The sequence below is a fragment of the Sporofaciens sp. St.21A7 genome (assembly GCF_059728535.1).
In genome coordinates this window covers 3025077-3038157 of sequence record NZ_BAAGFN010000001.1, presented here as the reverse complement: position 1 = coordinate 3038157, position 13081 = coordinate 3025077, and the positions used below count along the sequence as shown (strand labels likewise).

The following is a 13081-nucleotide window of genomic DNA, read 5'->3' as shown; positions in this document are numbered from 1 at the left end:
ATCGTAATCTGAGGTAATGTGGATATGAAAAAACGGGAATACTGTAAGATATTGATTCTGTGCGGTGTGCTCTATATGTTCTGTCTGTTTCATTTTCTGGGAATTTCGCTGGGCGGCAATGGCGCCGGAGGGCAGAGGGCAGACAGTAAGGAGGCGGTGAAGAAGACGGTAGATGAGGATGAGGCTTCTGTGGACAAAGTGGCGCCCCAGATTGCCATCACCTTTGACGACGGCCCTAGCGCAGGCTGTACGGGGCGGCTGTTGGACGGGTTGAAGGAGAGGGGAATCAAGGGAACGTTTTTCCTTATCGGAAAGAATGCCGAGGAGAACCCCAAGCTGGTTAAGCGCCTTGACGAGGAGGGACATCTGATTGGGAACCACACTTACAGCCATGTAGAGATTACCAAGCTGTCGGATGAGGATGCGAAGAAGGAGATTATGGAGACGGACCGTGTGATCAGCGCCATCACAGGGAAACATGTGGAGTACATGCGTCCGCCTTTCGGGCTTTGGCAGGATGAACTGGAGGAAGAGCTGGACGTAATGCCGGTGATGTGGAGTATCGACCCGTTGGACTGGACCACGAAGAATGTGGAAGAGATTGTGAATAAGGTAGTGTCGGAAGCGGAGGATCACGATATTATCCTGCTGCACGACTGTTATGATACCAGTGTGGACGCTGCCCTTAGGATTGTGGATATTTTGATGAAGAAGGGATTTGAATTTGTGACGGTGGATGAGCTGCTTATGGATTAATGTAAGGGCGGTTTCATTCAAAAGACTGTGAGACAGGAGAGAAGGGGAATGGGGAATGAATTTGCCAGAACAGAATTATTGCTGGGGAGCGGCGGGCTAAGCCGCCTTCGGGAGGCTTCCGTCATGGTGTTAGGCTTAGGAGGCGTGGGTTCCCATTGCACCGAGGCTCTGGCCAGGAGCGGCGTCGGAAAATTGATTTTAGTGGATCATGACAAGGTTTCCATCTCGAATATTAATCGTCAGTCCATTGCCCTGCACAGCACTGTGGGGCAGTATAAGACCAGGGTGATGAGGGAGAAGATTGCAGACATCAGTCCCCAGACGGAGGTTGTCACCTATGAATGTTTCGTGCTGCCGGAGAATATCGGGGAGATTTTTGCGCAGAAACCGGATTATATCGTTGATGCGATTGATACGGTGACGGCAAAGCTTGCCCTGGCAGAGAGGGCGCTTGCATCTGGGATTCCGATCATCAGCAGTATGGGGACCGGCAATAAACTCCACGGGGAGCTGTTTGAGATTACGGATATCAGTAAGACCAACGTGTGCCCGCTGTGCAAGGTAATGAGAAAAGAGCTGCGGGCAAGGGGCATTGAACATTTGAAAGTATTGTACTCGCCGGAGAAGCCGGTTTCTGTGCCGGCGTCCTTTCCTGGGGAAGCAGGCGAGGCGAAGACGGAAAACCCGCGGGAGGGGAGAAGACGGGCTGTTCCCGGCAGTGTTTCCTTTGTCCCTCCCGTGGCGGGGCTTTTGATTGCCGGAGAGGTTATCCGGGAGATTGCCGGCAGATAGGGCAGAGGGAGAGAATCTGATTATGGATTTATTTGAATATGCAAGAGAGAAGAATATGGACAGGGAGGCGCCGCTTGCATCCAGGCTGCGCCCTGTGACCCTTGACGAAGTGGTGGGGCAGCAGCATATCATCGGGAAGGATAAGCTTCTGTACCGCGCCATTAAGGCGGATAAGTTAAGCTCCATTATCTTTTACGGGCCGCCGGGGACGGGGAAGACGACCCTTGCAAAGGTGATTGCCAATACGACCAGCGCAGAGTTTAGCCAGATTAATGCGACGGTGGCAGGGAAGAAGGATATGGAAGCCGTGGTGCAGCAGGCGAAGGAGACGCTGGGCATGTACCAGAAGCGGACGATTCTGTTTGTAGATGAGATTCACAGATTCAATAAGGGGCAGCAGGACTATCTCCTTCCATTTGTGGAGGATGGGACGGTTATCCTCATAGGGGCGACCACGGAGAACCCGTATTTTGAGGTAAATGGCGCCCTGATTTCTAGATCCAGCATCTTTGAACTGCATCCTCTGGATAAGGAGGACATCAAGACGGTGCTTAGGCGGGCGGTCTATGACGTGGAAAAGGGCATGGGGAGCTACGATGCGGAAATAGATGACGATGCGCTGGAATTCCTGGCAGATATTTCCGGAGGGGACGCCAGGAATGCCCTGAATGCCGTGGAGCTTGGGATATTGACGACGGACCGGGGTGCGGACGGCAAGATTCATATCACTCTGGAGGTAGCGTCGGAGTGTATCCAGAAGCGTGTGGTGCGTTATGACAAGACGGGGGACAACCATTACGATACAATTTCTGCATTTATCAAAAGTATGCGGGGGTCCGACCCGGATGCAGCGGTCTATTATCTTGCGAAAATGCTGTATGCGGGGGAGGATATTAAGTTTATAGCCAGAAGGATTATGATTTGTGCCTCTGAGGATGTGGGAAATGCAGACCCTATGGCTCTTACCGTGGCGGTGTCAGCGGCACAGGCGGTGGAGCGAATTGGGATGCCGGAGGCGCAGATTATCTTGTCTCAGGCAGTTTTGTATGTGGCGACGGCGCCTAAGAGTAATTCGGCATGTAATGCTGTTTTCGCCGCATTGGAAAATGTAAAGAGCCATAAAACTACGGTTCCGGCCCATTTGCAGGATGCCCATTATAAAGGCTCAAAGAAACTTGGACATGGGATTGGGTATCGGTATGCCCATGACTATCCCAACCATTATGTAAAGCAGCAGTATCTTCCCGATGAGATTCGGGACGCAAGGTTCTATGAGCCGGGGATCAACGGGCATGAGAAGGAAATCCGGGAGTGGATGGAATTTATCCGGGAATCCGCTCAGTAGCAAGGAGGGGTTTACATTTTATATCTGAGAGAGTATAATCGAAGCATAGAAGCAGAGCGTTTCCGTAAAGCCCTGTGCGGCGGCGAAAGCCGGGATGTGCAGGAAAGATGCCGGGGCGTTCTTATATTTAGGAGGGAATATAACAATGAAAGTGTATGACGCAGTAAAAAAAGAAGAAGTAGAAGTAAATGGAACCAAGGGCCTGATTGACATTATGCGGGATGGCCGTCAGGTAGATCTTTATCTGAAGGAGAAGAAGTCGGATGCGGACGGCTACATGAGCTGGGATGTGGAACATTGGTCCAGTATTGATGTTAAGAGGTTCATCCGCTGCTATTCTTTGGAGGGACGAGTATTGGGGGAGTCTACCGGGCATAATATCTATGACTTGGAGAATGAGTTTAAGCCGGAGGAAGCGGCAAAGATTGAGTTGAGCTAATTTACATACGGATATGGGGAAGATGTATCTAAAGAGTTCAGTACATGGATTAATGTTTTATAAGCTGGGAGATGGATTTTCATGGAAATAGGTTTTTGTACAAATAATTATGTGAATACCTATAATAATAAGAGTGTCAAAAACAAAAAGTCATTTGATGGACTGGACATTCTGGGATCGGAAGCGCCAAATGAAGTGAAAGAAGCCTGGAATAAAGCGGAGAAAGAATGTGGTATAAATGGGTATGGGTATGGAGTGAATTCAGGAGGCAAGCTTACGTGCCTTACGAGTCTGTTTGCCATGTCATTGGTGAGCGCTTATAATGGTGGAGGACGTGATATCCTGGGGAATACTGTGTATTCAGCAAAAGCAGCGGTTCAAAAGGCGCTTGACAGTTTAGGAATACCTCAGGATAGTAAAGAAAAAAAGGAGAAGTTTTTTTACGAATCTTTTTTGCGTTTTTTAAACTAAGATACAAATTTGGGTAGGGTAAAACGATTTGTGAAAAAATCGAACCTCTTTCCTTGGTGTTGACCAATTATATTTTCTTACAGGAACCCGGTGAAGGCTGAATTAAACGGGCTTTCAGCCTTCACCGGATTTCTGACTATTTTGATCGTCTAAGCCAAAGAATGGCGTTTTTCTATGAGCAGCTCTAAAACGCGCATAATTACCAAATCTTGAAAGATTCTTCGATTTCCCATAATCCCTTGTATATGTCGCGGATTTCATGATCGGAAAGTTCTTGATGTATGCAGTACATCCATGACTGGTTGCTTTCGTATATAAATGGAATCTCTTCCCCATCTTTGTTTTCCATCGTTGTAATATACACGTCCGGTTCTAGTGTGCTGACACATTTTTTGGCGTCCCGAAAAGCATGCCCCTGAGGGGCGGGCGGACTATCGTCCGACAAAGTATAAAAAAAATATAAAGAGTGTTGACAAAAGAAATGGGGAGTGATACATTAATAGTCGAAGATATTAGCACTCAAAAATGTAGAGTGCTAACAGAAGAATCCGAAAGGAGGAAGCAGACCGTGACAGAACACAGCCTTAGTGACCGCAAGATGAAGATTCTGCATGCAGTCATCCAGAATTATCTCGAGACGGGCGAACCTGTGGGCTCCAGGACGATTTCCAAGTATACGGATTTGAATTTGAGTTCCGCAACGATCCGCAACGAGATGGCTGATCTGGAAGAACTTGGATACATCATGCAGCCGCACACATCGGCGGGACGGATTCCTTCGGATAAGGGTTACAGGCTTTATGTAGATATGCTGATGGAGGAGAAGGAGCAGGAACTCAATGAGATGCAGGAGCAGATGCTTGACAAGGCAGACCGGATGGAACAGCTCCTCAAGCAGGCAGCGAGAGTTTTGGCAAGCAATACGAATTATGCCACCATGGTTTCCACTCCTATGAATAACGCGAATAAGATTAAGTTTATCCAGTTATCTATGGTGGACGCGGAACAGGTGATTGCGGTAATCGTACTTGGCGGCAATGTAATTAAGAGTAAGATTATCCGTGTGGATGAGGCTCTAAGCAATGAGAATCTGTTGAAGCTGAATATGCTCCTTAATACGACGCTGAATGGCATGTCCATTGAAGAGATCAATCTGGGATTGATTGCAAGGCTGAAAGAACAGGCAGGAATACACAGCAGCGTAATCAGTAATGTATTGGATGCAGTGGCGGATGCGATTCAGATAGATGAGGATATGCAGATCTACACGAGCGGTGCGACGAATATTTTTAAGTATCCAGAACTCAGCGATAACCAGAGCGCACAGGAGATTATCAATGCGTTTGAGGAAAAGCAGCAGTTGACGGAACTAGTGACACAGACACTAGCGAAGGATGACAATACCGGAATTCAGGTATACATTGGAGATGAGACCCCGGTTCAGACGATGAAAGACTGCAGCGTTGTTACCGCAACTTATGAATTAGGTGACGGCATGAAGGGAACGATAGGTATTATCGGACCAAAGAGAATGGATTATGAACATGTATTAAAGTCAATGAAAAGGCTCCAGAACGAGCTGGATCAGATGTTTCATAAAAAAGAATAGAAAGGTGGAATAACCCTTGGAGAAGCATAAGGAGAAAAGCCAGGAAGAGATGGTAAAAGAAGCCGTAGAGGAAGCGAAGAAAGCAGCAGAGGAGTCAAAAAGTTCCAAGGCGGCAGACGAGGCAGAACCTAAGGACGGCTGTGAAGACGAGACAACAGAGAATGCCGAAGGACAGGAGGGCTGCGAAGACGGCGAAGACGCAGAAGCCCAAGACCAGGAAGGGGATGTGAAAGACGGAGAGAACGGTCAGAAATCCGGGAAGAAGTTCTTTGGAAAGAAGCCCAAGAAGGATAAGAAAGACGAGAAGATTGAAGAGCTGACAGACCGGCTCACCCGTCAGATGGCAGAGTTTGATAACTTCCGCAAGCGTACGGATAAGGAGAAGTCCCAGATGTACGAGATAGGTGCGAAAGATATCATAGATAAGATTCTTCCGGTAGTTGACAATTTCGAGCGAGGGCTTGGGGCTGTCAAGGAGGAGGAAAAGGAAGATCCCTTTATTCAGGGGATGGAGAAGGTGTATAAGCAATTAATGACCACGTTAGAGAGCGCAGGAGTCAAGCCGATTGAGGCAGTGGGGCAGGAATTCAACCCAGATTTCCACAACGCGGTGATGCATGTGGAGGATGAGAATTTCGGTGAGAACACGGTAGCTGAGGAATTCCAGAAAGGCTACATGTACCGCGATTCCGTAGTAAGGCACAGCATGGTCAAAGTAGCAAATTAACAGGAGGAAATAAAAATGGGCAAAATCATAGGTATTGACTTAGGTACAACAAACAGTTGTGTGGCAGTTATGGAAGGTGGCCAGCCGACGGTCATCGCAAATACAGAAGGCGCAAGGACCACACCGTCCGTAGTGGCATTTTCCAAGACGGGAGAGCGTCTGGTAGGCGAGCCTGCAAAGCGTCAGGCGGTGACAAACGCAGAGAGAACCATTTCTTCAATCAAGAGAGAGATGGGAAGCGATTTCAGAGTGACCATCGATGAGAAGAAGTATTCTCCGCAGGAGATTTCAGCGATGATTCTCCAGAAGTTAAAGGCAGACGCAGAAGGTTATCTGGGCGAGAAGGTAACAGAAGCGGTTATCACTGTACCTGCTTATTTCAATGATGCACAGCGTCAGGCAACCAAGGATGCCGGTAAGATTGCGGGCTTAGATGTGAAGCGTATCATCAATGAGCCTACGGCGGCGGCGCTTGCATATGGCCTTGACAACGAGAAAGAGCAGAAGATTATGGTCTATGACTTAGGAGGCGGTACGTTCGACGTTTCCGTCATCGAGATTGGCGACGGCGTCATCGAAGTATTATCTACGGCAGGAAATAACCGTCTTGGCGGAGATGACTTTGACCAGAAACTTACGGACTATATGATCGCAGAATTCAAGAAGCAGGAAAGCGTGGATTTATCTACGGATAAGATGGCGCTCCAGAGATTAAAAGAAGCGGCAGAGAAGGCGAAGAAAGAGCTGTCTTCCGCAACCACAACGAATATCAACCTGCCATTTATCACAGCGACGGCAGAAGGACCGAAGCATTTCGATATGAACCTGACAAGGGCGAAGTTCGACGAACTGACCCATGACCTTGTTGAGAAGACTTCCGAGCCGGTGAAGAGAGCGCTTTCCGATGCTGGAATCAACGCTTCCGAGCTTGGCCAGGTATTGCTGGTAGGCGGTTCTACACGTATCCCGGCAGTACAGGAGGAAGTAAAGAGGCTAACAGGAAAAGAGCCTAGCAAATCTCTGAACCCAGATGAGTGTGTAGCCCTCGGCGCGTCCGTACAGGGTGGAAAGCTTGCAGGAGACGCAGGCGCAGGAGACATCCTTCTTCTGGACGTAACTCCGCTGTCACTGTCTATTGAGACGATGGGCGGTGTTGCCACAAGGCTGATTGAGAGAAATACTACAATCCCGACTAAGAAGAGCCAGATCTTCTCAACGGCGGCAGATAACCAGACAGCCGTTGATATCAACGTTGTACAGGGCGAGAGACAGTTCGCAAGAGACAACAAGTCCCTTGGACAGTTCAGGCTGGACGGAATCGCACCGGCTCCGCGTGGAGTACCGCAGATTGAGGTTACGTTCGATATTGATGCCAATGGTATCGTAAATGTTTCCGCAAAGGATCTTGGAACCGGCAAAGAGCAGCATATCACGATTACAGCAGGCTCCAACATGTCAGATGAAGATATCGACAAGGCCGTAAAAGAAGCGGCGGCTTTCGAGGCTCAGGATAAGAAGCGCAAAGAGGGAATCGATGCTAAGAATGAGGCGGATTCCATGCTGTTCCAGACAGAGAAGGCATTAGGCGAGGTCGGAGATAAGATTGACGCTTCAGACAGGGCGGCAGTAGAGGCTGACTGCAAGGCATTAAAAGAGATTCTTGAGAAGGTCAATATGGACGATATGACGGATGCGCAGATTGCTGAGATTAAGGCGGCAAAAGAGAAATTAATGGGAAGCGCGCAGAAGGTATTTACCAAGATGTATGAGCAGGCTGGCCAAGCGGCACAGGGAGCAGACCCGAATATGGGAGCAGGCCCGAACCCGGGAGCAGGCCCGGCTCCGGAAGGATTCCAGGGAGATGATGTTGTAGACGGAGATTACAAAGAGGTTTAAAGTCCGCAGTTCATCCGGATTTATACAGGTAATTATGGGGAAATATAAGATTTCCCCATAATTACCTGATATAACGTTTATAAAACAGTAAGTATATACCGGAATATGCTGTAACATGCTGTCAGACTTTGGCTGTCAGCAGGTTTTTGCGTGAGGAAAGAAAGGGAGAAACAATGGCAGAATCAAAGAGAGATTATTATGAGGTGCTGGGCGTCAGCAAAGACGCTGACGACGCAACTCTCAAAAAAGCATACAGACAGGTTGCCAAGAAGTACCACCCTGATATGAATCCTGGAGATGCGGAAGCCGAGAAGAAGTTCAAGGAGGCTTCAGAGGCTTATGCAGTGTTGAGCGATCCGGATAAACGGCGCCAGTACGATCAGTTCGGGCATGCTGCGTTTGAAGGCGGCGCAGGTGGCGGCGGCTTTGGCGGCTTTGATTTCAGCGGTGCGGATTTCAGCGACATCTTTGGCGATATCTTTGGGGATTTGTTTGGAGGGAGCCGCAGGGGACGCGCGAGTCAGGGACCGATGAAGGGTATGAACATCCGCAAGAGTGTACGGATTACCTTCGAGGAGGCTGTGTTTGGGTGTGAGAAAGAGCTGGATATGGTACTAAAAGACCCGTGTCCGAAATGTAACGGTACGGGTGCGAAACCGGGTACTTCACCAGAAACCTGTCCTAAGTGCGGAGGAAAAGGCCAGGTGGTCTATACCCAGCAGTCCTTCTTCGGGATGGTTCAGAACGTACAGACTTGTCCGGACTGCGGTGGAACAGGTAAGATTATCCGGGATAAGTGTCCGGACTGCGGCGGAACGGGATATACCTCCAACCGTAAGAAGATTGCCGTGACGATTCCTGCCGGAATCGACAATGGACAGAGTGTGCGGATTCGTGAGAAAGGCGAGCCGGGGGTAAACGGCGGCCCAAGGGGAGATTTACTGGTGGAGGTTGTGGTTTCCAGACATCCAATCTTCCAGAGACAGGATATGCATATCTTCTCAACGGTTCCGATTTCATTTGCACAGGCAGCCCTTGGCGCGGATATCCGCGTAAAGACGGTGGACGGCGAGGTCATCTATACGGTGAAACCGGGAACAAAGACGGATACGAAGGTGAGGCTGAAAGGCAAGGGAGTTCCGTCGGTCCGCAATTCACAGGTACGGGGAGACCATTATGTGACGCTGGTCATCCAGACGCCGGAGCATTTAAGTTCCGAGGCAAAAGAGGCGCTTCGCAGGTTTGACGAGCTGTCCGGCAATACGTTGCAGTCGGCTTCCGGTGAGAAGGAGACGAAGACGGGTAAGAAACGAAAAGGTTTTATGGATAAAATGAAAGAAGCCTTTGATGATTAAGTTCATCAAAGGCTTCTTTGCTGAATAGAGTATAGAGAAAGTATGAAAAGGAACACATGAAAAATGGGAAGATTAGAGAGAACCTTAATGGAGATAGCCGTAAGTCTGGTTTTTATCATATTGGCGGCGGTCTTTTTTGGGATTCATGAGAAGAAGACCGAAGACAAGCCAGAACAGGAACCCGCCATGAAACGGGAAGCAGACCGGGAGATGCGCGGCGTGTGGGTTGCCAGCGTAGAGAATCTGGACTATCCTGCCGTACCGACTGTATCGGCTGAGGAATTGCGCGCCCAGGCGGACGCTGTCCTTGACGGAGCGGACAAGAGTGGGTTCAATGCCGTGTTCTTGCAGGTACGTCCTTGTTCGGATGCTCTCTATCCATCGGAGATTTATCCCTGGAGCCGCTATCTGACCGGGCAGCAGGGGGTGGCGCCGGATTCTGATTTTGACCCGCTGGCGTACTGGGTCAGCGAAGCCCACAGGCGGGGGCTGGAGCTGCATGCGTGGATTAACCCCTACCGGATTGCACGGGATGCTTCCGAGTGGGAGAATCTGGCAGAAGGGTCGCCGGCAAGGCAGCGCCCGGACTGGGTGGTGCAGTATGGAGAGGGATACTATTTCAACCCGGGGCTTCCGGAGGTGCGCGAGCTTGTGATTAGCGGCGTCATGGAGATGATAAAGAAGTATCAGGTGGATGGGATACATCTGGACGATTATTTCTATCCAGGCGCGGATTTTAACGACGGGGGTACTTATGCGGCTTATGGCACAGAGTTTCCGGATATCGGGGACTGGCGGCGGAATAATGTCAATCTTCTGGTAAGCGGCCTGGACGCGTCCATTCACGAGGTAAATCCGGAATTAGAGTTTGGAATCAGCCCGTCAGGTATCTGGGCAAGCAATACCATGCACCCGGAGGGCAGTGCGACGACCAGCAGCTTTTCTTCTTATTTCTCGCTGTATGCGGACAGCAGGACCTGGGTGAGGGAAGGCTGGGTGGATTATATTGCTCCCCAGTTATATTGGGAAATCGGACATGCGACGGCAGATTTTTCGGCGCTGCTTGGGTGGTGGTCCAATGTGGCAAAAGAGGCCAAAGAAAAGGATGTCAGCCTCTATGTAGGGCTTGCAGATTATAAGACGGTGGAAGCCGGGGAGGATGGGAACAATCCTTGGTACGGCGGCGGGGAGATTCAAAGGCAGATGTCAGCCTGCAGTGCAGATGATGCTGTCGGAGGGACGATTCACTTCCGTTACGGGCTGATTGCGAATTGCCCTGCTGTGCAGCAGGTGTTGGGGGAGGCTTATTTAGCAGGGGAGAGGTGAGGGGTGAGCCATCCGTACCTCGGACGAAAAGAATCCAAGGTACGGATGGATTCAGGCATTTGATAGAGTCAGGTCCCTAAGCAGTCTGACGGAAACGGGAGATTACCATTGCGACCCCGAGGATCGCGGCGGCAAACAGCAGCTGCAGCCCGTAGCAGGTATAGAGTGACGTCTGCTGCGCATGGCTGAAAGTACTGTTATTTGCCAGAAGCCCATTGGCAACTTCATACCAGTATGCCGGAAGGAACTGTGCAAATGTCCGTACCCCCTTTCCTAATATCTCCAAATCAACGAACACGCCGCACAAGAAGGACATGCCAAGGGAGACAACGTTGACGATGGCGCTGATGACATCTTCGCTATGCACCAGCGTACCAATCAGGAAGGACAGCGACAGTGCGACAAGCATCATAAGGAAACTGTTGAGTAGGTAGTAGGGCATATTCGGGTCATTGATAAATGTCTTCCCGTACATCAGGAATGGCATAAGGGCGCAGATGCCGTAGACGGCAAGCCCGACCGTAGCAAACCCGAGTATCAGTTGGAAGTTCTGGCTCCGTGCCGGAACCGCCGAACACATCATCCGTCTCTTCACATCCTGATTGCGGAAGGCTATCATGATATAACTCATGGAATAGCAGAGGATGGAAATCAGGATATAGGGCATATACTGGAACATAAAGGCGTGGAGCGGCTGCTGCCCGCCGAAACCATTCTTGTCAATGAGGGTCACTTTTGCTTTGTCCGTGCTGTTGTCAATGACGCTTTGGATGGCGTCTGACAGTGGAAAACCGCTTCTTGCCATGATTCGGACGTCATTCATGAATGTATTAATCTGCTGATCCACATAGAATCCGCTGTTGCTGCCCGGAACCTTCGTTACCGGAAGCATTTCATCCCCATAAAGGCATCGTTTCTCAAAATCTTCCGGGATTGTCACTACATAATAGATTTCCCGATAGAACATACGGTCCTGGATAATGGAAGGGTCGTCGGGAAGATCCACCAGCGTATGATAGTGGCTTAGATAATCGGCAAGACCTTTGGCAAGTTCGCCGCCGTCCTTGTCGATTACGGCAATATTCAGGCTGACCTGTTCAAATTCATCCGCATTTCCCCCGGTCGCCACCTGTACCATGACCGATATGGACAGAAAGATTGCGAGATACAGAAACATCATCCGGATATTTCGCCGGGTAATCGTAAGAAATCCTTTATATACTGTCATAACGTTCCCTCCTTATGCCTAAAAATGCAGCGGTAAGAAGCAGCGCACTCATCACGGCCAGAATCAGAAGACATCTGGAGAACCGTTCCATGTCGTTGTAGATGCCCATGCAGTAAAATGCGTCGCTTAGGACGGCCGCCGGGTTGATGCGGTTGATGATGGGGCAGTGAAGTTCAATGATATTCTTCATATTACCGAACATCAGTCCCGCGAGGAAGCCGGGGAACAGTGTTAACAGCACACAGACGCCCATCTTCATGCCATAGGATATCCGGGCGAGGCATCCGATGGCGACGCCTAAGCAGACTCCAATCATGCTGCCCATGAAATCCACCAGAAGCAAAGCGCCGATGTCATCCCCCAGGCTGATTCCAAGAGCCTGGGTAATATACAGGCACAGAATCAGGATATTGAAAAAATGAATGATAAATAGCACAGTCATATCGATCAGTACCAGAGTAAGCTTATGTGTCGGCGTAATGCTGCGCCTTGCTCCAAGGGCAGATATATTCGCCTGTCCGTCTACGCTTGATTGGATGCCTAAGAATGCCCCGGAGAGGCAGGCATAGGCCACCAGCGCGAAGAAGTACTGGACATTGGGGTTCAAGTCCTTGCCGCCTAAAGAGACCTCAGAGGTAACGTACCGATACTCTTCCATGGCTTTTGCGGCTTCCGGAATGCTTTCGGGATGGGTCATTGCGATTTCGCGGAACATGGAGGCGTTCTGGTTGTAGGTCTCAAGGACAGAAGTCAGGATACTTTCGTTCAGGCCGTTTTTGGCGACGGTGAGGGAAGGTGTGTCCCTGACGTAGAAGATTCCGGAGATGGTCTCTTCGTTCAGTGCGTTCAGCGCTTCGGACTCTTGGAAAATGTCCTGGATATCCAGCATTTCACCGTCCATCTGTGCCAGGAATTCTTCAAAGGCGCGGGCATTTTCTGAGGCGTCCCCTTCTTTGACCACAGCGACTTTAATCTCGTCCCAGTTAGATTCCCCGGTGCTTTCAAGCCCGGCGCTTCCGAAAGACAGGTAGAAGAGGGTTCCGAGTATGATTGGGAATAAAAGCGCCCAGAACATAATAGGGAAGTTCCGTATGGTCTGTAGGAAACGGTATCTGAATAAATGTAACATTCCTTATC

General features: G+C 49.8%; 12 protein-coding genes. 10 read left to right on the top strand and 2 right to left on the bottom strand.

All coding sequences use genetic code 11. The features are described from left to right. Nucleotides 1-24 precede the first annotated feature (24 nt). The 10 genes from AC6I3O_RS14900 to AC6I3O_RS14855 all read left to right on the top strand — a co-directional run bounded on the left by AC6I3O_RS14900 (nt 25) and on the right by AC6I3O_RS14855 (nt 10716). Nucleotides 25-756 (top strand): polysaccharide deacetylase family protein, encoded by a 732-nt coding sequence (locus AC6I3O_RS14900; RefSeq protein WP_497851577.1) that lies wholly within the window; start codon nt 25-27, stop codon nt 754-756. 48 nt (nt 757-804) lie between these two features. Continuing rightward, nucleotides 805-1548 (top strand): tRNA threonylcarbamoyladenosine dehydratase, encoded by a 744-nt coding sequence (locus tag AC6I3O_RS14895; RefSeq protein WP_497851576.1) that lies wholly within the window; start codon nt 805-807, stop codon nt 1546-1548. 22 nt (nt 1549-1570) lie between these two features. Beyond that, nucleotides 1571-2893, top strand: coding sequence for a replication-associated recombination protein A (locus tag AC6I3O_RS14890; protein WP_497851575.1), 1323 nt, complete (start codon nt 1571-1573; stop codon nt 2891-2893). 145 nt (nt 2894-3038) lie between these two features. Continuing rightward, on the top strand, nt 3039-3332 hold the full coding sequence (locus AC6I3O_RS14885; RefSeq protein WP_497851574.1) for a hypothetical protein: 294 nt from the start codon (nt 3039-3041) through the stop codon (nt 3330-3332). An 81-nt stretch (nt 3333-3413) separates the two neighbouring features. Continuing rightward, nucleotides 3414-3803, top strand: coding sequence for a hypothetical protein (locus AC6I3O_RS14880; RefSeq protein ID WP_497851573.1), 390 nt, complete (start codon nt 3414-3416; stop codon nt 3801-3803). Between the two features lie 598 nt (nt 3804-4401). Next, entirely contained in the window at nt 4402-5412 is a 1011-nt protein-coding gene (hrcA, locus tag AC6I3O_RS14875) for a heat-inducible transcriptional repressor HrcA (RefSeq protein ID WP_497853488.1), read from the top strand. Between the two features lie 16 nt (nt 5413-5428). Further along, nucleotides 5429-6139, top strand: a complete 711-nt coding sequence (gene grpE, locus AC6I3O_RS14870) for a nucleotide exchange factor GrpE (protein WP_497851572.1) — start codon at nt 5429-5431, stop codon at nt 6137-6139. Between the two features lie 15 nt (nt 6140-6154). Then, a complete protein-coding gene (dnaK, locus tag AC6I3O_RS14865; protein WP_497851571.1) occupies nt 6155-8035 on the top strand; it encodes a molecular chaperone DnaK in 1881 nt (626 codons plus the stop codon). A gap of 173 nt (nt 8036-8208) precedes the next feature. Further along, nucleotides 8209-9390 (top strand): molecular chaperone DnaJ, encoded by a 1182-nt coding sequence (dnaJ, locus tag AC6I3O_RS14860; protein WP_497851570.1) that lies wholly within the window; start codon nt 8209-8211, stop codon nt 9388-9390. A gap of 63 nt (nt 9391-9453) precedes the next feature. Then, nucleotides 9454-10716, top strand: a complete 1263-nt coding sequence (locus tag AC6I3O_RS14855; RefSeq protein ID WP_497851569.1) for a glycoside hydrolase family 10-like protein — start codon at nt 9454-9456, stop codon at nt 10714-10716. Nucleotides 10717-10792: 76 nt separating this feature from the next. Here AC6I3O_RS14855 and AC6I3O_RS14850 read toward each other — a convergent pair whose 3' ends face one another. Further along, nucleotides 10793-11944 (bottom strand): ABC transporter permease, encoded by a 1152-nt coding sequence (locus AC6I3O_RS14850; protein ID WP_497851568.1) that lies wholly within the window; start codon nt 11942-11944, stop codon nt 10793-10795. Next, nucleotides 11931-13073 (bottom strand): ABC transporter permease, encoded by a 1143-nt coding sequence (locus AC6I3O_RS14845; RefSeq protein WP_497851567.1) that lies wholly within the window; start codon nt 13071-13073, stop codon nt 11931-11933. The genes AC6I3O_RS14850 and AC6I3O_RS14845 overlap by 14 nt, the downstream gene beginning before the upstream one ends. Nucleotides 13074-13081: the final 8 nt, after the last annotated feature.

Bases quoted from the DNA above. Each gene is read 5' to 3' on its own strand.
- AC6I3O_RS14845 (WP_497851567.1), bottom strand. From the start codon at position 13,073: ATGTTACATTTATTCAGATACCGTTTCCTACAGACCATACGGAACTTC.
- dnaJ (WP_497851570.1), top strand. From the start codon at position 8,209: ATGGCAGAATCAAAGAGAGATTATTATGAGGTGCTGGGCGTCAGCAAA.
- AC6I3O_RS14885 (WP_497851574.1), top strand. From the start codon at position 3,039: ATGAAAGTGTATGACGCAGTAAAAAAAGAAGAAGTAGAAGTAAATGGA.
- dnaK (WP_497851571.1), top strand. From the start codon at position 6,155: ATGGGCAAAATCATAGGTATTGACTTAGGTACAACAAACAGTTGTGTG.
- AC6I3O_RS14880 (WP_497851573.1), top strand. From the start codon at position 3,414: ATGGAAATAGGTTTTTGTACAAATAATTATGTGAATACCTATAATAAT.
- AC6I3O_RS14895 (WP_497851576.1), top strand. From the start codon at position 805: ATGGGGAATGAATTTGCCAGAACAGAATTATTGCTGGGGAGCGGCGGG.
- hrcA (WP_497853488.1), top strand. From the start codon at position 4,402: ATGAAGATTCTGCATGCAGTCATCCAGAATTATCTCGAGACGGGCGAA.
- AC6I3O_RS14890 (WP_497851575.1), top strand. From the start codon at position 1,571: ATGGATTTATTTGAATATGCAAGAGAGAAGAATATGGACAGGGAGGCG.
- AC6I3O_RS14850 (WP_497851568.1), bottom strand. From the start codon at position 11,944: ATGACAGTATATAAAGGATTTCTTACGATTACCCGGCGAAATATCCGG.
- AC6I3O_RS14900 (WP_497851577.1), top strand. From the start codon at position 25: ATGAAAAAACGGGAATACTGTAAGATATTGATTCTGTGCGGTGTGCTC.
- AC6I3O_RS14855 (WP_497851569.1), top strand. From the start codon at position 9,454: ATGGGAAGATTAGAGAGAACCTTAATGGAGATAGCCGTAAGTCTGGTT.